The following is an 18067-nucleotide window of genomic DNA, read 5'->3' as shown; positions in this document are numbered from 1 at the left end:
ACCGATGCCTGTGACCCCACAATCCTTTGCCGCTTCACCCGATGAAGCCGGCCCGATCCCGCATCCGGCTGCAGCAGGAGCGCCTGTGATCAGGCTTGCGGGCATAGCCAAGACCTTTCCGGGCGTACGTGCGCTCGGCGGTGTCGAGCTGTCGCTCTTTCCCGGCTCCGTCACCGCCCTGGTGGGCGAGAACGGCGCCGGCAAGTCGACCCTGGTCAAGATCCTCACGGGCATCTACCAGCCGGACGAAGGCCATATCGAGCTTGATGGACGTCCGGTCCGCTTCGCAACGACCATGGATGCCGCCCGTGCGGGCGTGACTGCCATCCATCAGGAAACGGTTCTTTTCGACGAACTCTCCGTCGCCGAAAACATCTTTCTCGGCCATCAGCCGCGCACCCGCTTCGGCTTCATCGACTGGAAGCGGATGAATGCGGAAGCCCGCGCGCTGCTGGAGCGCATCGGTGCCCGGCTGGAGCCCGACATGCGGCTGCGGGATCTCGGCATCGCCAACCGCCACCTGGTCGCCATCGCCCGTGCCCTTTCCATCGATGCCCGCGTCGTGATCATGGACGAACCGACGGCGGCGCTGTCGCACAAGGAGATCGGGGAGCTCTACGAGCTAGTCGAGCGGCTGAAGGCAGAAGGAAAGGCCATCCTCTTCATCAGCCACAAGTTCGACGAGATATTCCGGATCGCCGATCGCTACACCGTTTTCCGCGACGGCGAGATGGTGGGCGCCGGCCTTCTGGCCGAGACGACGCAGAGCGAACTGGTGCGGCTCATGGTGGGCCGCGACGTCGGGCAGGTCTTTCCCAAGGTTCCGGCCGCCATCGGCGAGCCTGTTCTCACCGTGGCCGGCTACTGCCACCCGACGGAGTTCGAGGATATCGGCTTCGAGCTGCGCCGCGGGGAAATCCTCGGTTTCTACGGCCTCATCGGCGCCGGGCGTTCCGAAGTCATGCAGGCCCTGTTCGGCGTGACCCGGCCCTCGCGCGGCGCGGTGCGGATCGATGGCCAGGTGGCCGTCATCAGGACGCCCGCCGAAGCCGTTGCGCGGGGCATCGTCTACGTGCCGGAAGACCGAGGTCGTCAGGGCGCCATCATCGGCATGCCCATCGTCTCCAACGTGACGCTGCCCTCCCTCTATCGTACATCGCGTCACGGGTTCATCCGGATGGCGGAAGAATTTGCGCTGGCGCGGGACTATACCGCGCGCCTCGATCTGCGGGCGGCGGCGCTCGATCAGGACGTCGGAACGCTTTCGGGGGGCAACCAGCAGAAGGTCGTGATCGCCAAGTGGCTCGCGACCCGCCCCAAGGTCATCATCCTGGACGAGCCGACCAAGGGGATCGACATCGGCTCCAAGGCGGCGGTGCACGCCTTCATGAGCGAGCTGGCGGGGCAGGGGCTTTCGGTGATCATGGTCTCGTCGGAAATTCCCGAGATCATGGGCATGGCGGATCGCGTGGTGGTGATGCGCGAAGGGCGAATGGCCGGTACCTTCGCGCGGGACGGGCTGACCCCGGAAATTCTGGTGCGTGCGGCTGCCGGCATCGGGGAAGAAGCATGAAGGCGCTGCTGAAACATCGCGAAACCCAGCTCGTGGCCGTCATCCTTGCCATGGTGGGTCTCATTGCCCTTCGTTTCCCGTCTTTCGTCGCTCCGGCAAGCCTTGGAAACGTGTTCAACGATACGTCGATCCTGATCATTCTCGCGCTCGGCCAGATGACCGTCATCCTGACAAAGTGCGTCGATCTCTCCACGGCTGCAACGCTGGCGCTGAGCGGCATGGTCGCGGCCATGCTGAACAACCTGTACCCGGATCTGCCGGTGCTCCTGCTTGTTGTCGTCGCCATCCTGACCGGCGTTCTGGCAGGGGCGATCAACGGCCTCCTCGTATGGCGGCTGGATATCCCGCCGATCGTGGTGACGCTCGGGACCATGACCATCTATCGCGGCATCATCTTCCTGATCTCCGATGGCAAGTGGATCAATGCCCACGAGATGACCGATGCCTTCAAGGCTGTGCCCCGGGCGGATTTCCTCGGCATACCGGTTCTCAGCTGGATGGCGCTTTCCGTGACCGCGATCATGGCCGTGCTGCTTCGCCGTCTGGCGACAGGGCGCGCCTTCTATGCTGTCGGCGGCAATCCGCATGCGGCGGTCTATACGGGGATCGACGTCGGCTATACGCGGTTCCTGTCCTTCGTCCTTTCGGGCGCGCTTTCGGGCCTTGCCGGCTACCTCTGGATCGCGCGCTATGCGGTTGCCTATGTGGACATCGCGCTGGGTTTCGAACTCGACGTGGTTGCTGCCTGCGTCATCGGCGGCATCTCCATCGCCGGTGGCATCGGCACGGTGTTCGGCGCCGTTCTCGGATCGCTTTTCCTCGGCACGATCAAGAACGCGCTGCCGGTCATCAACATCTCGCCCTTCTGGCAACTGGCGATTTCCGGCAGCGTGATCATCCTCGCGGTCGCCTTCAATGCGAGGGCGGAGCGGCGCAAAGGCCGGGTGATCCTGAAGAAGGCGGAGGTGGTGGCATGAGCAGCCAGGAAATGCAGGCGCGCTTCATCAAGGACCGGCTGCAGGGTCGGGGTGAACGGCTTCTCAGAAGCTGGGAGGCCCTGCTTCTCGCCGTCGCGGTCATCATCTTCGCCATCAATGTCTGGTCCTCTCCCTATTTCCTCGATCCCTGGAACCTGTCGGATGCGACCTTCAACTTCACCGAAAAGGGACTGATCGCCTTTGCTCTGGCGCTGGTCATCATATCCGGGGAGATCGATCTTTCGGTGGCCGCCATCCTGGCGCTTTCATCCACGCTGATGGGGCTTGCGATGAGCCACGGCGCGGGTACCCCGGAGCTGGTCGCCATCGGCCTTCTGACCGGTCTTGCCTGCGGTGCCGTGAACGGCTTCCTTGTCAGCGGCCTCGGTCTTCCGTCGATCGTGGTGACCATCGGCACCATGAGCCTCTTCCGGGGCATTGCCTTCATCATCCTCGGCGACAAGGCCTTCACCGGCTATCCGTCGGATTTTGCCTGGTTCGGCCAGGGCTATGTGTTCTGGGTCATCTCCTTCGAGCTCGTGCTCTTCGTCCTGACGGCGGTGGTGTTTGCCGTGCTGCTGCACGCGACGAGCTTCGGCCGGACCGTCTATGCCATCGGCAACAACCCGATGGCGGCCCGCTTCTCGGGCGTACGGGTGGAGCGGGTGAAGTTCATCCTGTTCCTGCTCACCGGGCTGATGAGCGGACTTGCGGCCGTCTGCCTCACCTCGCGGCTCGGATCCACCCGTCCTTCCATCGCCACGGGCTGGGAACTCGAAGCGGTGACCATGGTGGTTCTCGGCGGCATCAACATTCTCGGCGGATCCGGGCGCATCGGCGGTGTGGTCCTGGCCGCGCTGATCATGGGCATGGTGACCTTCGGTTTCGGCCTCCTCAACGTTCCCGGCATCGTGATGTCCATCTTCGTCGGACTTCTGCTGATCCTGGTGATCGCTGTTCCCAAGCTGGTCACCCGTATCCGCCAGGTCAGGCGGAAGGGCTGATCATGGCGACACCGCAGCGCATTGCCGTCATCGATATCGGCAAGACCAACGCCAAGGTCGTGCTCTTCGACGCCGGCGCCGGGCGCGAGACCCAGCAGCATTCCTTCCGGAACACGCCTGCTCCGGCTCCCTACAGTCATTTCGACACGGATGCACTGTGGAGCTTCATCCGGCACGCGCTCTCCGAGATCGGCCGCAACGGCGGCATGGACGCCATTTCCATCACCACGCACGGAGCCTGCTTCGCGCTGCTCGACGGGGCGGGAGAGCTCGCCATGCCGGTGATGGATTACGAGGATCCGTCGCCGGACTCGCTCGACGGCGCTTACCGCGCCCTGCGTCCTCCCTTTGCGGAAACCGGGTCGCCGCGCCTGCCCATGGGGCTCAATGCCGGCGCCATGCTTCACTGGCAGGCAAAGACCCATCCGGAGGATTTCAGGCGTGTGCGTCACATCCTGCCCTGGCCGCAATACTGGGCCTACCGGCTGACCGGCGTGATTGCGAACGAGCTCACCTCGCTCGGTGTCCATACCGACCTGTGGAATCCGCACCAAAGCCGCTTTTCCAGCCTGGTCGCAGACCTCGGCTGGGAGCGGCTGATGCCGGAAATCCGCCCGGCGAGCGCCGTGCTCGGGGCGGTGCGCCCGGCGCTTGCGGCGGAGCTGGGCCTGCCAGCCGGCATCCCCGTCCATTCGGGCATCCACGATTCCAACGCCTCGCTTCTCCCGCATCTTCTTACACGGCGCGCGCCCTTCTGCGTGATGTCGACAGGCACCTGGGTCGTCACGCTTGCCGTCGGAGGCCGGGAGATGGCGCTGGACGAGGAGCGGGACACGCTGTTCAACGTCAATGCACTCGGGGCGAAAACGCCATCTTCCCGCTTCATGGGCGGACGGGCCTTTGAAATGCTCGTGCCGGGCGGGTTGGTTCAGATCAGCCCGGAAGAGCGGCGGCGGGTGCTGAGTGACGGGGTCATGCTGCTGCCGTCCGTACCAGCGGGTTCAGGACCCTTTCCCCATGTCGCCGGGCGCTGGATGGCTGAGCCGCAGACGCCGGGCGAAAGGCTCTTTGCCGTCTCGCTTCATCTGGCACTGATGGCAGGTGTCTCGCGGGAACTGATCGGTGCCGAGGGCGACACGATCGTGGAGGGGCCTTTTGCCGGGAATGCCGATTTCATCTCCATGCTGGCCACGCTCACAGGCCGCCAGCCCATCGTCAGCGAAGGGCGAAAGACGGGGACCTCCTTCGGCGCAGCCTGTCTTGCCCTTGGACCTGCGGGCATTGCGCTGCAGCCCGATCACTCCCCCGCCGCCGAGCCGGACCCGCAGCTTGCTGCCTATGCCGCGCGCTGGCGTGCGCTTGCCGGCCCCTGATCAAGGAGGACTCCATGGCCGAGACGATTGCCTTCCGCATGAACCTCTTCCCCGGCATGGCCGGGGAATACAAACGCCGTCATGATGCGATCTGGCCGGAGCTTGCCGCTCTTCTGAAAGAGGCGGGCGTTGCCGATTACTCGATCTGGCTGGACGAGGAGACGAACCATCTCTTCGGCGTCCTGAAGCGGAGCGACGACCATGGAATGGATCGCCTGCCGATGGAGCCCATCGTGCGCCGCTGGTGGGACATGATGGCCGACATCATGGAGACGGAGCCGGACAACACCCCGGTTCAGGTGCCGCTCGCGAAGATGTTCCACCTTCCCTGAATGCGAAAAGGGCGCCACCGGGGCGCCCTCCTGAAGGGTATGCGGTTTCTCTCAGGCCGTCATCGGGGTATCGCGCATGGCGCGCACCAGGGCGGGCTTGTTTTCCTCGACGAGCGAACGGATACGCTCCACCCGCTCCGGGGTGAAATGCTGTTCGATATCCAGCAGGTTGACCGTGCCGATCACCTCGCCCTCCTCGATGACGGGCAGGTTCATCGCGGAATGGCATCCAAGGCTGTTGATCAGCGGATGATCCGGGAAATAGGGAGAGAAGCCGTCCGTGGTGTTGGCAATGAAGGTTTCGCCGCGGTCGATCACCTTTTCGCTCCAGCCGTCCACCAGCATGGGCTTGACGCCCGAGGTCGGATACTCCGCCGGATGGGACGTATAGGCGCGGCGGGCAAGCTTTGCCTTGCGGTCAAGCACGGTGACGGTGAACAGGCGTGCACCGACGGCCGCGTCGATTGTCCGGTGAAGATCTGCAAAAACGGTCTGGGGATCGGAAGACATGCGCAATGGTCCTGAATCAGTGGCTCTGAGTGAAGCGGGGCCTGAAGGCCCCGCCAATTCGCAAAATCGGTTCGTCGCCGCGATCAGTTCTTCTTGACGAGGCGGTAGTAGACGAAGTCGGAGATCGCGCCGTTCACGTAGCCGGTGACCTTGGCATTCATGGCGACCTGCTTGACTTCCTGGAACATCACGACGATCGGCGAGCTGTCCTGCACGGACTTCTGCAGTTCCTCATAGAGCTTCAGGCGCTTGGTCGAATCCTGCTCCTTGAGGGCGTCCATGGTCTTGTCGTTCAGCTCCTTCGGCGGCATCCAGGCATTGCGCCAGGTCGTCGTCGAAGCGTACTTGTCATCCGCATTGTCGGCATTGTGCGCAAAGGCATAGGCGTTGGAGTGCGGATCCATGAAGTCCGGGCCCCAGTAGAGCAGCATCGCCTCATGGGTACGGGCACGGTACTTGGTGATGACCTGCGAGCCGGTGCCGGGCACGATCTCGAAATTGATGCCGGCGGGTGCGAAGGACTGCTGCAGCGCCTGGGCCATGTCGTTGAACGGGTTGGCGTTGATGACGTCCATCTTGATGGTGAGCGGCAGCTTCACGCCACCCTTCTCGAGGATTTCCTTGGCCTTGGCCACGTCATAGGTGAAGGGCGTGTCATTCAGTGCGCCGGGGAAGCCCTTCGGCCAGAAGGCCTGGTGAATTTCCATCTGGCCCTTCAGGATGGTGTCCGTCATGCCCTTGTAGTCGACGAGGTAGCGGGCGGCTTCCCAGAAGGCGGGATTGGTGAGGGCCTCGACCTTCTGGTTGAAGGACAGCCAGTGAACCGCGGCCTGCGGATAGGTCTCGACCTTGATCGAGGCATTGGTGGACAGGCCGGCAATCTGGTCGGGGGTAAGGTTCTTCGCCATGTCGGCATCGCCCGATTCCAGCATCAGACGCTGGGTGGCGGCCTCGGCCACATGGCGGATCACCACCTTCTGCATGGTGGGCGCGCCGCCGAAATAGTTCGGGTTTGCCTTCAGCGACAGCATTTCCGCCGGGCGGAAATTGACGAGCTCGAAGGGACCGGTGCCGGCGGAATGCTGGTTCAGCCAGGCCTTGCCCATGTCGCCGTTTTCCTCATGCGACATCACCGTCTTCATGTCCACGACCGATGCCGGGCGGGATGCGAGAACGTTCAGAACGAAGGAGGGCGAGAAGTCGCCGGTCCACTTGGCGGTAACCTTGTTGCCGTCGACCTTGACCATCTCTCCGATGTTCTCGGGCGTCCAGCCAAGCTGGGTCAGGATGAAGGCCGGGGCGTCGTTCAGCTTCACGACACGCTTCCAGGAGCCGAGCACATCCTCGCCGGTCACCGGATTGCCGGAGGTAAAGGTCACGCCGTCGCGCAGGGTGAAGGTGATGGACTTGCCGGCGGCATCTTCCGTCCACTCGCTGGCGAGGCCAGGCGCAAGCTTGGACGGGTCGGCAGCGTCGTAGCGCACCAGCGGGTCGTAGACGTTGGCTACATATTCGCCGGAGCTGAATTCATAGGCGGTCGCCGGGTCGATGGTGACGATGTCGTCGATGTTCTGGGCGACGACGAGCGCATCGTCGGGCGTGGCCGCGATTGCCGGCGCCGTGGCGAGCGCCAGAAGGCTGACGGCAAGTGTCGTTCTGAAAATGGACATGTTCCCTCCAGTTCGTTTTTTCAGATTTTTGTCGTGCCGGTCCCGGAGCCTGTCGACGCCGGAGACCGAAAAACCCCGCCCCCTCGGGCTTATTCAGGGGTCTTGCCCAGCAAGCGCGGCGCCGTGCCGGTCCACAGGAGACGGGCAGGACGGTCGCCGATATTGCCGAAGGAATGCGGGGTATCCCCCATGAAATGCAGGCTGTCGCCGGGATAGAGCACCATGGCGGTATCCCCGAGCGTCTGCCGCACGGTGCCCTCAAGCACCAGAAGCAGCTCTTCGCCCGTATGCGCGGTGATTTCGGACTGGTAGCCCGGCGGTATCTCGATGATCAGCGAAGACAGCGTGCCGCCGGGAAGGCTTGTCGTGATGCGCTCATAGACAAGCGAGCTGTCCGCCAGAGAAAATCGTTCGCGTTCCCCGGCCCGTGTTATGCTGTCGCGAGGCTTGGGTGTGGCGATGAACCAGTCGATCTCCACCCCGAGTGCGGAGGCAAGCGCCGCAAGGGTGCCGAGAGAGGGAGTCGCCTTGTCGCGCTCCACCTGGCTCAGGAAGCCGACCGAGATGCCCGCCTGATCGGCAAGCGCCTGAAGCGTCAACTCATTTTTTCGGCGCAGCTCGCGGATGCGGCTGCCGAACTGGGGAGAGTAGGGACCCTCGGATCTGGGAAGTGGCGAGTTCATGCGAAGCTGTTCCGATATTTCTTTTGACCCTAGTAAAAATTTTTTGCTATGTCAAAAAAACTTTATGGGGGACCTATTATGACACAAAAGGGAAGCGGCCGTCTTCTCCCCGCCTGGGCAAAAACGGCGATCGGCTTTGTCCTTTCGCTGGCATTGACCGGCCTGGGGTTGCTGGCGATCACCTTCTTCATCGGCCGGGTGGTGCCCATCGATCCGGTTCTGGCCGTCGTCGGGGACCGGGCTCCGCCCGCCGTCTACGAGGCGGCGAAGGAGCGCATGGGCCTCAACGATCCCCTGATCCTCCAGTTCGTGCATTATGTGGCAGGCATCCTGCGCGGCGACTTCGGCCTTTCGGTCAGCACCCAGCGTCCCGTGATGGAGGATATCGCCCGCTACTTCCCGGCGACGCTGGAAATGGCGACGCTCGGCATTCTCATCGGCGTGGTCATCGGTGTGCCGCTCGGCGCGCTTGCCGCCGCCCGGCAGGGCAGCATCATCGATCAGGTGATCCGGGTGATCGGACTTGCCGGCTATGCCATTCCGGCCTTCTGGCTGGGCCTGGTCGGGCTCGTCCTCTTCTATGCGCAGCTCAAATGGGTGGCCGGTCCCGGCCGTATCGATATCTTCCTCGATGGCATGGTGCCGCCGGTGACGGGCCTGCTTCTGGTCGACAGCCTGATTGCAGGCGATTTCGAAAGCTTCACCAATGCGTTCAGCCACATCATCCTGCCGGCCACCATCCTCGGCTTCTTCAGCCTTGCCTATATCGCCCGGATGACGCGCAGCTTCATGCTCGACCAGCTGGGCCAGGAGTTCATCATCACGGCGCGGGTGAAGGGCGTGCCGGCGCGCGTGATCATCTGGCGGCATGCCTTCCGGCCCATCCGCGTCCAGCTGATCACCGTGATCGGCCTGTCCTATGCGGCCCTTCTCGAGGGCTCTGTGATGGTGGAAACGGTCTTCTCATGGCCCGGGATCGGCAACTACCTCACGACGGCGCTTCTCAATGCGGACATGAACGCCGTTCTGGGCGGCACGCTGGTCATCGGCGCCGTCTTCATCGCCATCAACAAGATCTCCGATGCGCTCTACCGCATCCTTGATCCGCGCGCCCGCTGAGGAGACGCCCGTGACCCTCTCTGTTCTTTCCCGTGACTGGCTGCTGGACGAAAACCCCGAAACGCGCCTTCAGGCGAAGCTTGGCCAGTCCTACCGGATGACGCGCGCCCTGATGCGCAATCCGCTGGCGGTTCTCGGTCTGGTCATCATCCTCGCCCTGCTCGTTGTCGCGGCCTTCGCGCCCTGGCTTGCTCCCTATTCGCCGATCGAGGGGTCGCTCTCGAACCGCCTCCTGCCACCCTCTGCCGAACACTGGATGGGCACGGACGAACTCGGGCGGGACATTCTCTCCCGCGTCATCCACGGTTCGCGGATCACGCTCTACATCGTTCTGCTCGTGGCCGTTCTCTCGGCGCCTATCGGCCTGGTGCTGGGGGCCGTCGCGGGTTATTTCGGCGGCTGGGTGGACCGGGCCCTCATGGGCGTGACCGATGTCTTTCTCTCCATGCCGCGGCTGATCCTGGCGCTTGCCTTCGTCGCCGCGCTGGGGCCGGGCATCGGCAATGCGGTCATCGCCATCACCATCACCGCCTGGCCCGTCTATGCCCGCATCGCCCGGGCAGAAACGCTGACCATCCGCAACAGCGACTTCATCGCCGCCGTAAGGATGCTGGGCGGAAGCCACTGGCGGATCGTGGCCCGCCACATCCTGCCGCTCTGCCTTTCGTCCACGATCATCCGCGTGACGCTCGATATGGCCGGCATCATCCTCACCGCGGCTGGCCTCGGCTTCATAGGTCTCGGCGCACAGCCGCCGGCACCCGAATGGGGAGCGATGATCTCCCGCGGACGTACCTTCATCCTCGATCAGTGGTGGGTCGCGACCATGCCCGGTTTCGCCATCGTCGTCGTCAGCCTCGGTTTCTGCCTCTTCGGCGACGGGCTGCGCGATGTTCTCGATCCTCGCCAGCGGAGCAAGTGACATGGCCCTTCTCGAAGTCGAAAACCTGAAAGTCCGGTTTCCCTCCGAATCCGGCATGGTCGAGGTGGTGAAGGGCGTGAGCTTCTCGCTCGGCCAGGAGCGCCTCGGCATCGTGGGCGAAAGCGGATCGGGCAAATCCATGACGGGCCGTGCGCTGCTCGGCCTTATCCCGAAGCCGGGCGTGGTCACCGCGGACCGCATGCAGTTCGACGGTATAGACCTTACCCGCCTGAACGAAAGGGCGTTCCGCCGGCTGCGCGGGGCGCGGCTTTCGATGATCCTGCAGGACCCCAAATTCTCCCTCAACCCGGTGATGACCATCGGCGAGCAGATCGGCGAGGCGCTGGCCTTCCATGGGCGAATGTCGGCGCGCGAACAGAAGCAGCGCGTGCTGAAGATGCTGGAGGCGGTGCGCATCACCGATCCGGAGCGGGTCTACCGGCTTTATCCGCACGAGGTTTCGGGCGGCATGGGCCAGCGGGTGATGATCGCCATGATGGCCGTGCTCGAGCCCGACCTGATGATCGCGGACGAGCCCACCTCGGCGCTCGACGTTTCCGTTCGCGGGCAGGTTCTGGAGATCCTCGACGATCTCGTGCAGCGGACCGGCATGGGCCTCATCATGATCAGCCACGACCTCAACATGGTCGCGCGCTGGTGCGACCGCATTCTCGTGATGTTCAACGGCCGGGTGGTGGAAACCTGCGCCGCCGGAAAGCTGGGCGAGGCGACCCATCCCTACACGCGCGGCCTGCTTGCCTCGCTGCCAAGGCTCGACGAGACCCGCCAGACGCTGCCCGTCCTCGACCGCCAGTCCCTGGGAGGCCTGTGACATGATCCGTATCGACAAGCTCAATGTGCATTATGGATCGGCCCATGTGGTGCGGGATGTCTCGCTCGACATAGCGACCGGGGAGAGCTTTGCCCTGGTGGGCGAAAGCGGTTCGGGCAAGTCCACGGTGCTCAAGGCACTGGCCGGGCAGATCCGGGACTGGAGCGGCACGGTCGATCTCGGCGATGTCCGACTGTCACCGGGCAAGCATCCCAGGGAGCTGATCCGCCGTGTCCAGATGGTGTTTCAGGACCCCTACGGCTCGCTGCACCCGCGCCGCACCGTGGACGACCACCTCGACGAACCGCTGCAGATCCACGGTCTCGGCGATCGCGACCAGCGGATTCTTTCGATGCTGGATGCCGTCGGTCTCGCGCGGAAATTTCGCTTCCGCCTGCCGCATCAGCTTTCGGGCGGTCAGCGGCAGCGCGTCGCCATCGCGCGTGCCCTCATGCTGGAGCCGGACATCCTGCTGCTCGACGAACCGACTTCCGCCCTCGACGTTTCTGTGCAGGCCGAGATCCTCAATCTTCTGAAGGGCCTGCGTGCCGAGCGGGGGCTGACCTTCCTGCTGGTCACCCATGACCTGCCGGTGGTGTCCTTTCTCTGCGATCGTCTCGCGGTGCTGAAGGCAGGGCAGATCCAGGAAATTGCCGGCGTCGAGCAGTTGCGTCACCGGAACCTCGGCAGCGCCTATGGCCGCGAGCTGGTGGCCGCTGCGGAAGGCGTTGCCGCCGAACAGGCCTGACACAGGCGCGCCATTCCGGCGAACCGCCGGGATGGCCTTGTTTCCACACGCCATTTGTCACTCGAGGACTCATGGCCAAATCTCTCACCCACATGCAACGATTATCCGTTTCAGCGGTTTCGGATGAACGCTGAGGATGGAATCGCGCACGCCTGGCCCGCTTACCCGGGCCAGCCTGCCGCTTCGATCGGGACGGGCGCTCCCCATTCCTGCCGGCGTATCGTGATCGGTCAGGGGGCCTCGGCCCCATCTTGCATTATGGGCATGCGTATGAAGGCGGGTGGGAAAGATCTTGTGGAAAAAAAGCATGCACGGGTCCGTTACCGCCTCGACCTGAACCAGTCGAAATGGCACCGGGAGCGCGCCGATGCGCTGCCGGAACTGCCTGAGGCAGAGGCCCATCGATCGCTGCTGGCTGCGCAGGATGCCGCAGTCGCGGCCGTTTCGGCGCAAGGCGACCTGCTTTACGCCAATCCCGCGCTGCTGCGTCTCCTCCAGTCCGATCCCTCCCGGAGCGATCTCGAGCGTAACCCCCGAACGGTGCCGGAAGGCGCCGAGACGCTCTTCCGGTCTCTCGCTCCCAAGGCATTGCAGGCAGGCAGATGCGAGTCCGAGCTGCGTCTTCCCCTTGCCGGGGTGCAGCGGGTGCTGCGCGTGGTCGCCGTGCCCTTCGAAGCCGGCGACCGTCCCGCGGTTGCCATGACCTTCTACGACATTTCCCGTCAGCTGCTGATGGAGCAGCAGGCTGAACAGCTGATGCGCGAAGTCGAGCATCGGGTGAAGAACACCCTCGCACTCGTGCTGTCGATCTCCAACCGCACTGCTTCTTCGGCCGAGACGGTGGAAGGTTTCCGGACCGCCTTTTCCGGGCGCATGCGGGCGCTTGCTGAAACGCACAATACGCTCGCGGAGCGGTCCTGGTCGTCGATCCTGCTTGCCGACATCATCAAGGCGGAGCTTCGGCCCTTTCCGCCCGACGTGTCGAAGCGTGTCCATCTCAAGGCGCAGGAGATTGCCCTTCTGCCCCGGGCCGCGATTGCGCTCGGGCTCATCATTCACGAACTGGCGGCGAATGCGGTCCGGTTCGGAGCGCTTTCCGCGCCGGAGGGGCGGGTCGATGTCGAACTTCTGTGCGAGGCCGGCCGCGCCTACGCGGAGCTGAAATGGCTCGAAAGCGGCGGCCCGCCGGTAAGCACCCCCGGCAACAGCGGCTTCGGCCAGACCGTCATCACCCGCAGCCTGCAATATTCGCCGGCCGGCGGGGCAGATCTGGATTTTCTCCCCGAGGGCATACGCTGTCGGATCCGCATTCCGATGGAAGATCTGGCCTGAGCGCAGCGAGGCTTGGCGCTTGTTTCGTCCGAGATCAAAATGAGCAATAAAATTGCGCAACGACGTAACAATAAAATAGAATTTGACGGTCTCGCCACTTCTCAAGCCCGCTCGACTGTGGCATCCTTTTTCACCAGGTGATGGCTTAAGTCATTGATTTAGAAGGACGTAGAGCGGCTAGCGGGAGAGATGCCGCGCTGTCCCGGAGGAGCGGTTTCCATGTTTCAGGCAACGATGCGCTTTGCGCTCGGTGAAGACGTTGATGCGGTCAGGGAGACGGTCGAGCGCTTTGGTCGCGAGCGGTTGGCCCCCCGAGCGGACGAGATCGACCGGAGCAACGAATTTGCCCGCGATCTCTGGCCGGAACTGGGGGCGCTCGGCCTTCTCGGCATCACCGCCGATCCGGAATTCGGCGGTTCGGGCCTCGGCTATCTCGCTCATGTGATCGCCGTCGAGCAACTCGCCCGGTTCTCCGCTTCCACCGCTCTGTCTTACGGCGCCCATTCCAATCTCTGCGTCAACCAGATCAACCGCAATGGCAACACCGAGCAGAAGGCGAAATATCTGCCGCGTCTGTGCAACGGCGAGCATGTGGGTGCGCTTGCCATGTCGGAGCCCGGCGCCGGGTCCGACGTGGTATCCATGAAGCTCAGGGCGGAAAAGCGCGGCGACCGCTACGTGCTGAACGGCAACAAGATGTGGATCACCAACGGACCGGATGCGGACGTGCTGGTGGTCTATGCCAAGACGGATCCCGCGGCCGGGCCGAAGGGGATTACTGCCTTTCTGGTGGAGAAGGGCTTTGCCGGCTTCACTACGGCGCAGAAACTCGACAAGCTCGGCATGCGCGGGTCCAATACCTGCGAACTGGTCTTTACCGATTGCGAGGTGCCGGAGGAGAACGTGCTCGGATCGCCGGGCGGTGGTGTCAAGGTGCTGATGTCGGGGCTCGATTACGAGCGCGTGGTGCTGGCGGGGATCGGCGTCGGCATCATGCATGCCTGCCTGGACGTGGTGATGCCCTATGTGCACCAGCGCCGGCAGTTTGGCCAGGCGATCGGCGAATTCCAGCTCATCCAGGCAAAGATCGCCGACATGTACACGGCGATGAATTCGGCGCGCGCCTATGTCTATGCCGTCGCGTCCGCCTGCGACCGCGGCGAGGTCACGCGGCAGGATGCTGCCGCCTGCTGCCTTTATGCGTCGGAACAGGCAACGCAGCAGGCGCTGCAGGCGATCCAGGCGCTGGGGGGCAACGGCTACATCAACGACAACCCCACCGGCCGTCTCCTGCGCGATGCCAAGCTGATGGAGATCGGCGCCGGCACCTCCGAAATCCGGCGCATGCTCATCGGGCGTGAACTCTTCAAGGAAACCGCCCGATGACTGTCCTGAAGTCGTCCTACAATCCGGCGAGCGCGGAGGCCGCTGCCAATCGTGCTGCCATGGCCGAGAAGATTGCGGAGGTTCGCCACGCGATCGAGATCGCCCGTGCCGGCGGCGGCGCGGAAGCCCGCAGCCGTCATGAAAAGCGCGGCAAGATCCTGCCGCGCGAGCGCGTCCAGCGCCTTCTCGATCCCGGCTCCCCCTTCCTCGAGGTCGCGACCACGGCCGCGCACGGGCTTTACGAGGGGGCCTCTCCATCCGCCGGCATCATCACCGGGATCGGACGCGTCGAGGGCCGGGAAGTGATGATCGTGGCCAATGATGCCACGGTGAAGGGCGGCACCTATTATCCGATGACCGTCAAGAAGCATCTGCGGGCGCAGGAAATCGCCGCCGAAAACCGTCTGCCCTGCATCTATCTGGTGGATAGCGGCGGGGCGAACCTGCCAAACCAGGACGAGGTTTTTCCCGACCGCGATCACTTCGGGCGGATATTCTTCAACCAGGCGCGCATGTCCGCTGCGGGCATCCCGCAGATCGCCGCGGTTATGGGGTCCTGCACGGCCGGCGGCGCCTATGTGCCGGCCATGTCGGACGAATCGATCATTGTCGAGAAACAGGGCACGATCTTTCTCGCCGGCCCGCCGCTCGTGAAGGCGGCCACGGGCGAGGAGGTCTCTGCGGAAGAGCTGGGCGGCGGCGATGTCCATACCCGGCTGTCCGGCGTGGCTGATCATCTGGCCCGGGACGATGCCCATGCGCTCGCCCTGGTCCGGCGCGCGATTGCCTCGCTCAATCACCGGAAGCGCCCGGACGTGGCGCTTCAGCCGGTCGAAGCGCCCCTCTACGATCCGGAAGAAATCGCGGGCATCGTGCCGGCCTCGCTCACCACCCCCTACGATATCAGGGAAGTGATCGCGCGCGTGGTCGACGGCTCCCGCTTCGACGAGTTCAAGGCCCGCTACGGCACGACGCTGGTGACCGGCTTTGCCCATGTCATGGGCATTCCCGTGGGGATCATCGCCAATAACGGCGTGCTCTTCTCGGAAAGCGCGCTGAAGGGGGCGCATTTTGTCGAGCTCTGCTCGCAACGCCGGATCCCGCTGGTCTTCCTGCAGAACATCACCGGCTTCATGGTGGGTCGGAAATACGAGGCAGAAGGGATCGCCAAGCATGGCGCCAAGCTGGTCACTGCCGTTGCCACCACCTCGGTTCCGAAGATCACGCTGCTGGTCGGCGGCTCCTTCGGCGCGGGCAATTACGGCATGTGCGGAAGGGCCTATTCGCCGCGTTTCCTCTGGACATGGCCGAACAGCCGGATCTCCGTGATGGGCGGCCCGCAGGCGGCCGGCGTTCTGGCCACCGTCCGTCGTGAGGCGCTCGAAAGGGCAGGCAAGGACTGGAGCGCCGAAGACGAAGCGCGCTTCCGACAGCCGGTCATCGACCAGTTCGAAACCCAGGGTCATCCGCTCTACGCGTCCGCGCGCCTGTGGGACGACGGCATCGTAGAACCCGCGAGAACACGCGAGGTGCTGGCCCTCAGCCTGTCTGCCGCGCTGAATGCCCCCGTGGACGACACCCGCTTCGGCGTGTTCCGGATGTGAGGAGACTGGACGTGATCAGCAAGGTCCTCATTGCCAATCGCGGCGAAATCGCCGTCCGCATCATCCGCACGTGCCGCAGGCTCGGGATTGCCACCGTTGCGGTCCATTCGGATGCTGACAAGGATGCACTGTTCGTGGACATGGCCGACGAAGCCGTGTCGCTTGGCGGGCAGACCGCATCGGAAAGCTACCTGCGCGGGGACCTCATCATCGAGGCTACGCGGAGGACCGGCGCCGACGCCGTTCATCCGGGCTACGGCTTCCTCTCGGAAAACCCCGATTTCGCCGAGGCGGTGACGAAAGCCGGGATCCGCTTCATCGGTCCGCCCGCATCGGCCATCCGCGCCATGGGGCTGAAGGATGCCGCAAAGGCCGCCATGGAGCAGGCCGGCGTCCCGGTCGTTCCCGGCTATCACGGCGAAAGCCGGGATCCGGCCGTCCTTCTCGAGGAGGCGCGGCGCATCGGCTTTCCGGTGCTGATCAAGGCGCGCGCCGGGGGCGGGGGCAAGGGCATGCGCCGCGTCGAGCGGCCCGAAGACTTTCTGGCGGCACTCGAAAGCGCCGAGCGCGAAGGGCAGGCTAGCTTCGGCGATCCCGCCTGCCTGATCGAGAAATACGTTTCCCATCCCCGCCACATCGAGATCCAGGTCTTTGCCGACGATCACGGCAACGTGGTGCATCTGTTCGAGCGGGATTGTTCGGCGCAGCGCAGGCACCAGAAGGTGATCGAGGAAGCGCCCGCTCCCGGCATGCCGCCGGAGATGCGGCAGGCGATGGGCGAGGCCGCCGTTCGCGCCGCCCGGGCTATAGGCTATTCCGGCGCCGGCACGATCGAGTTCATCGCCGATGCCTCGGAAGGGCTGCGCATGGACCGGTTCTGGTTCATGGAAATGAACACCCGGCTCCAGGTGGAGCATCCCGTCACGGAGGCGATCACCGGTCAGGATCTGGTCGAATGGCAGTTGCGGGTTGCCTCCGGTGAGCCGCTGCCGCTCCGTCAGGAGGATCTTTCCATCGAGGGCTGGTCCTTCGAGGCCCGGCTTTACGCCGAAAACCCCGCGAAAGGATTCCTCCCCTCCACCGGCACGATCACCCATCTCCATCTGCCGGAAGCAACAGCCCGCATCGATAGCGGCATCCGGGAAGGCGATACGATCACGCCCTTCTACGATCCGATGATCGCCAAGGTGATCGTCCATGGGAAGACGCGGGCGGATGCGCTTGCGAAGCTGCTGACCGCGCTGGATGGGGCGGAGGTGGCGGGTGTCGAAACGAACAGCCGCTTCCTCGCCCGGCTGGCACGGCATCCCGATTTTGCCGACGGCCGGCCCGATACGGGGCTGATTGCCCGGGCGCAGGATGCGCTCGTGGCCGAGGATCAGCCGTCCCTGCTGGAGGAGGCCGTTGCCGCCATCGTCCTGTCCGGCCTTCACCAGCGCCCTGCCGACGCCGATCCGTGGTCCTCGCTTGCCGGTTTCAGGCTGTGGGGCGAGGCGGAAGAAGTGGTCCTGCTCGAGGGCAGCCATGGGCCGCACTGCATCCGTCTCCTGCCGGGAAGCGCCGGGCAGTGGCAGGCGAAGCGGGATGACGAGACGGTTTCCTTCCGGCTGAAACCGCTTTCGAGGAGCATCCTCCATGTCGAGAGCGACGGCCATTCGAGCCGCTGGCGCGTTCTGGAGACCGCCGGGTCCGTCGAACTGCGCAGGGGCTCGCGTGCAAACCGCTTCCGCCTGCACGATCCGCTGGAGGGCAGTGTGACGACCGGTGCCGGCGGGGATACCATTGCCGCTCCCATGCCCGGCCTCGTCAAGCGGCTGATGGTGGAAACGGGACAGATCGTGAAGGCGGGCGAACCGGTCGCCATGATGGAAGCCATGAAGATGGAGCTCACGCTCGCCGCGCCCTTTGACGGCAAGGTCAGGACGGTCGGCGTATCGGAGGGCCAGCAGGTTGGCGAAGGCACGCTGATCGCCACATTCGACGCGGCCGGGGAAAGCTGATC

At 64.3% G+C, this 18067-nt stretch carries 16 protein-coding genes; 13 read left to right on the top strand and 3 right to left on the bottom strand.

Going from position 1 to position 18067, the window contains the following annotated elements; translation table 11 throughout:
* Positions 1-4 precede the first annotated feature (4 nt).
* The 5 genes from GGR23_RS16885 to rhaM are packed head-to-tail and all read left to right on the top strand — an operon-like array spanning position 5 to position 5259.
* On the top strand, positions 5-1573 hold the full coding sequence (locus GGR23_RS16885; RefSeq protein WP_183367504.1) for a sugar ABC transporter ATP-binding protein: 1569 nt from the start codon (positions 5-7) through the stop codon (positions 1571-1573).
* The gene (locus GGR23_RS16880) at positions 1570-2550 is read left to right on the top strand and encodes an ABC transporter permease (RefSeq protein WP_183367503.1); all 981 of its coding nucleotides are present in this window, start codon (positions 1570-1572) and stop codon (positions 2548-2550) included. The genes GGR23_RS16885 and GGR23_RS16880 overlap by 4 nt, the downstream gene beginning before the upstream one ends.
* Positions 2547-3554: an ABC transporter permease gene (locus GGR23_RS16875; protein WP_183367502.1), complete on the top strand. Its 1008-nt coding sequence runs from the start codon at positions 2547-2549 to the stop codon at positions 3552-3554. Before GGR23_RS16880 ends, GGR23_RS16875 begins: the two co-directional genes overlap by 4 nt.
* Positions 3555-3556: 2 nt before the next feature.
* Complete coding sequence (locus GGR23_RS16870; RefSeq protein WP_246365719.1) at positions 3557-4927, top strand: FGGY-family carbohydrate kinase; 1371 nt, start codon at positions 3557-3559, stop codon at positions 4925-4927.
* 14 nt (positions 4928-4941) lie between these two features.
* Positions 4942-5259: an L-rhamnose mutarotase gene (gene rhaM, locus GGR23_RS16865; RefSeq protein ID WP_183367501.1), complete on the top strand. Its 318-nt coding sequence runs from the start codon at positions 4942-4944 to the stop codon at positions 5257-5259.
* A gap of 51 nt (positions 5260-5310) precedes the next feature.
* On the opposite strand, the gene GGR23_RS16860 is transcribed toward rhaM, so the two are convergent.
* The 3 genes from GGR23_RS16860 to GGR23_RS16850 all read right to left on the bottom strand — a co-directional run bounded on the left by GGR23_RS16860 (position 5311) and on the right by GGR23_RS16850 (position 8122).
* Positions 5311-5769 (bottom strand): GAF domain-containing protein, encoded by a 459-nt coding sequence (locus GGR23_RS16860; RefSeq protein ID WP_183367500.1) that lies wholly within the window; start codon positions 5767-5769, stop codon positions 5311-5313.
* Positions 5770-5852: 83 nt separating this feature from the next.
* Positions 5853-7439, bottom strand: a complete 1587-nt coding sequence (locus GGR23_RS16855; protein ID WP_183367499.1) for an ABC transporter substrate-binding protein — start codon at positions 7437-7439, stop codon at positions 5853-5855.
* An 89-nt stretch (positions 7440-7528) separates the two neighbouring features.
* Positions 7529-8122: a helix-turn-helix domain-containing protein gene (locus GGR23_RS16850; RefSeq protein WP_183367498.1), complete on the bottom strand. Its 594-nt coding sequence runs from the start codon at positions 8120-8122 to the stop codon at positions 7529-7531.
* A 78-nt stretch (positions 8123-8200) separates the two neighbouring features.
* Between GGR23_RS16850 and GGR23_RS16845 the strand changes: the two genes are divergently transcribed.
* From GGR23_RS16845 to GGR23_RS16810, 8 genes are all read left to right on the top strand, one after another.
* Complete coding sequence (locus GGR23_RS16845) at positions 8201-9241, top strand: ABC transporter permease (RefSeq protein ID WP_210297003.1); 1041 nt, start codon at positions 8201-8203, stop codon at positions 9239-9241.
* A 10-nt stretch (positions 9242-9251) separates the two neighbouring features.
* Positions 9252-10163, top strand: a complete 912-nt coding sequence (locus GGR23_RS16840) for an ABC transporter permease (protein WP_343066698.1) — start codon at positions 9252-9254, stop codon at positions 10161-10163.
* Between the two features lies 1 nt (position 10164).
* Complete coding sequence (locus GGR23_RS16835) at positions 10165-10995, top strand: ABC transporter ATP-binding protein (RefSeq protein WP_183367495.1); 831 nt, start codon at positions 10165-10167, stop codon at positions 10993-10995.
* A 1-nt stretch (position 10996) separates the two neighbouring features.
* Positions 10997-11743 (top strand): ABC transporter ATP-binding protein, encoded by a 747-nt coding sequence (locus tag GGR23_RS16830; protein ID WP_183367494.1) that lies wholly within the window; start codon positions 10997-10999, stop codon positions 11741-11743.
* Positions 11744-12037: 294 nt separating this feature from the next.
* A complete protein-coding gene (locus GGR23_RS23535) occupies positions 12038-13075 on the top strand; it encodes an HWE histidine kinase domain-containing protein (protein ID WP_183367493.1) in 1038 nt (345 codons plus the stop codon).
* Positions 13076-13294: 219 nt separating this feature from the next.
* On the top strand, positions 13295-14461 hold the full coding sequence (locus tag GGR23_RS16820) for an isovaleryl-CoA dehydrogenase (RefSeq protein ID WP_183367492.1): 1167 nt from the start codon (positions 13295-13297) through the stop codon (positions 14459-14461).
* A complete protein-coding gene (locus GGR23_RS16815; protein ID WP_183367491.1) occupies positions 14458-16065 on the top strand; it encodes a carboxyl transferase domain-containing protein in 1608 nt (535 codons plus the stop codon). The genes GGR23_RS16820 and GGR23_RS16815 overlap by 4 nt, the downstream gene beginning before the upstream one ends.
* An 11-nt stretch (positions 16066-16076) precedes the next feature.
* The gene (locus GGR23_RS16810; protein WP_183367490.1) at positions 16077-18065 is read left to right on the top strand and encodes an ATP-binding protein; all 1989 of its coding nucleotides are present in this window, start codon (positions 16077-16079) and stop codon (positions 18063-18065) included.
* Positions 18066-18067: the final 2 nt, after the last annotated feature.

The sequence above is a fragment of the Gellertiella hungarica genome (assembly GCF_014197145.1).
In the GTDB taxonomy this organism is placed as follows: domain Bacteria; phylum Pseudomonadota; class Alphaproteobacteria; order Rhizobiales; family Rhizobiaceae; genus Gellertiella; species Gellertiella hungarica.
This window is presented reverse-complemented; position numbering and strand designations above follow the sequence as displayed.

Bases quoted from the DNA above. Each gene is read 5' to 3' on its own strand.
- GGR23_RS16855 (WP_183367499.1), bottom strand. From the start codon at position 7,439: ATGTCCATTTTCAGAACGACACTTGCCGTCAGCCTTCTGGCGCTCGCC.
- GGR23_RS16845 (WP_210297003.1), top strand. From the start codon at position 8,201: ATGACACAAAAGGGAAGCGGCCGTCTTCTCCCCGCCTGGGCAAAAACG.
- rhaM (WP_183367501.1), top strand. From the start codon at position 4,942: ATGGCCGAGACGATTGCCTTCCGCATGAACCTCTTCCCCGGCATGGCC.
- GGR23_RS16830 (WP_183367494.1), top strand. From the start codon at position 10,997: ATGATCCGTATCGACAAGCTCAATGTGCATTATGGATCGGCCCATGTG.
- GGR23_RS16860 (WP_183367500.1), bottom strand. From the start codon at position 5,769: ATGTCTTCCGATCCCCAGACCGTTTTTGCAGATCTTCACCGGACAATC.
- GGR23_RS16870 (WP_246365719.1), top strand. From the start codon at position 3,557: ATGGCGACACCGCAGCGCATTGCCGTCATCGATATCGGCAAGACCAAC.
- GGR23_RS16885 (WP_183367504.1), top strand. From the start codon at position 5: ATGCCTGTGACCCCACAATCCTTTGCCGCTTCACCCGATGAAGCCGGC.
- GGR23_RS16835 (WP_183367495.1), top strand. From the start codon at position 10,165: ATGGCCCTTCTCGAAGTCGAAAACCTGAAAGTCCGGTTTCCCTCCGAA.
- GGR23_RS16820 (WP_183367492.1), top strand. From the start codon at position 13,295: ATGTTTCAGGCAACGATGCGCTTTGCGCTCGGTGAAGACGTTGATGCG.
- GGR23_RS16815 (WP_183367491.1), top strand. From the start codon at position 14,458: ATGACTGTCCTGAAGTCGTCCTACAATCCGGCGAGCGCGGAGGCCGCT.
- GGR23_RS16850 (WP_183367498.1), bottom strand. From the start codon at position 8,122: ATGAACTCGCCACTTCCCAGATCCGAGGGTCCCTACTCTCCCCAGTTC.
- GGR23_RS16880 (WP_183367503.1), top strand. From the start codon at position 1,570: ATGAAGGCGCTGCTGAAACATCGCGAAACCCAGCTCGTGGCCGTCATC.
- GGR23_RS16875 (WP_183367502.1), top strand. From the start codon at position 2,547: ATGAGCAGCCAGGAAATGCAGGCGCGCTTCATCAAGGACCGGCTGCAG.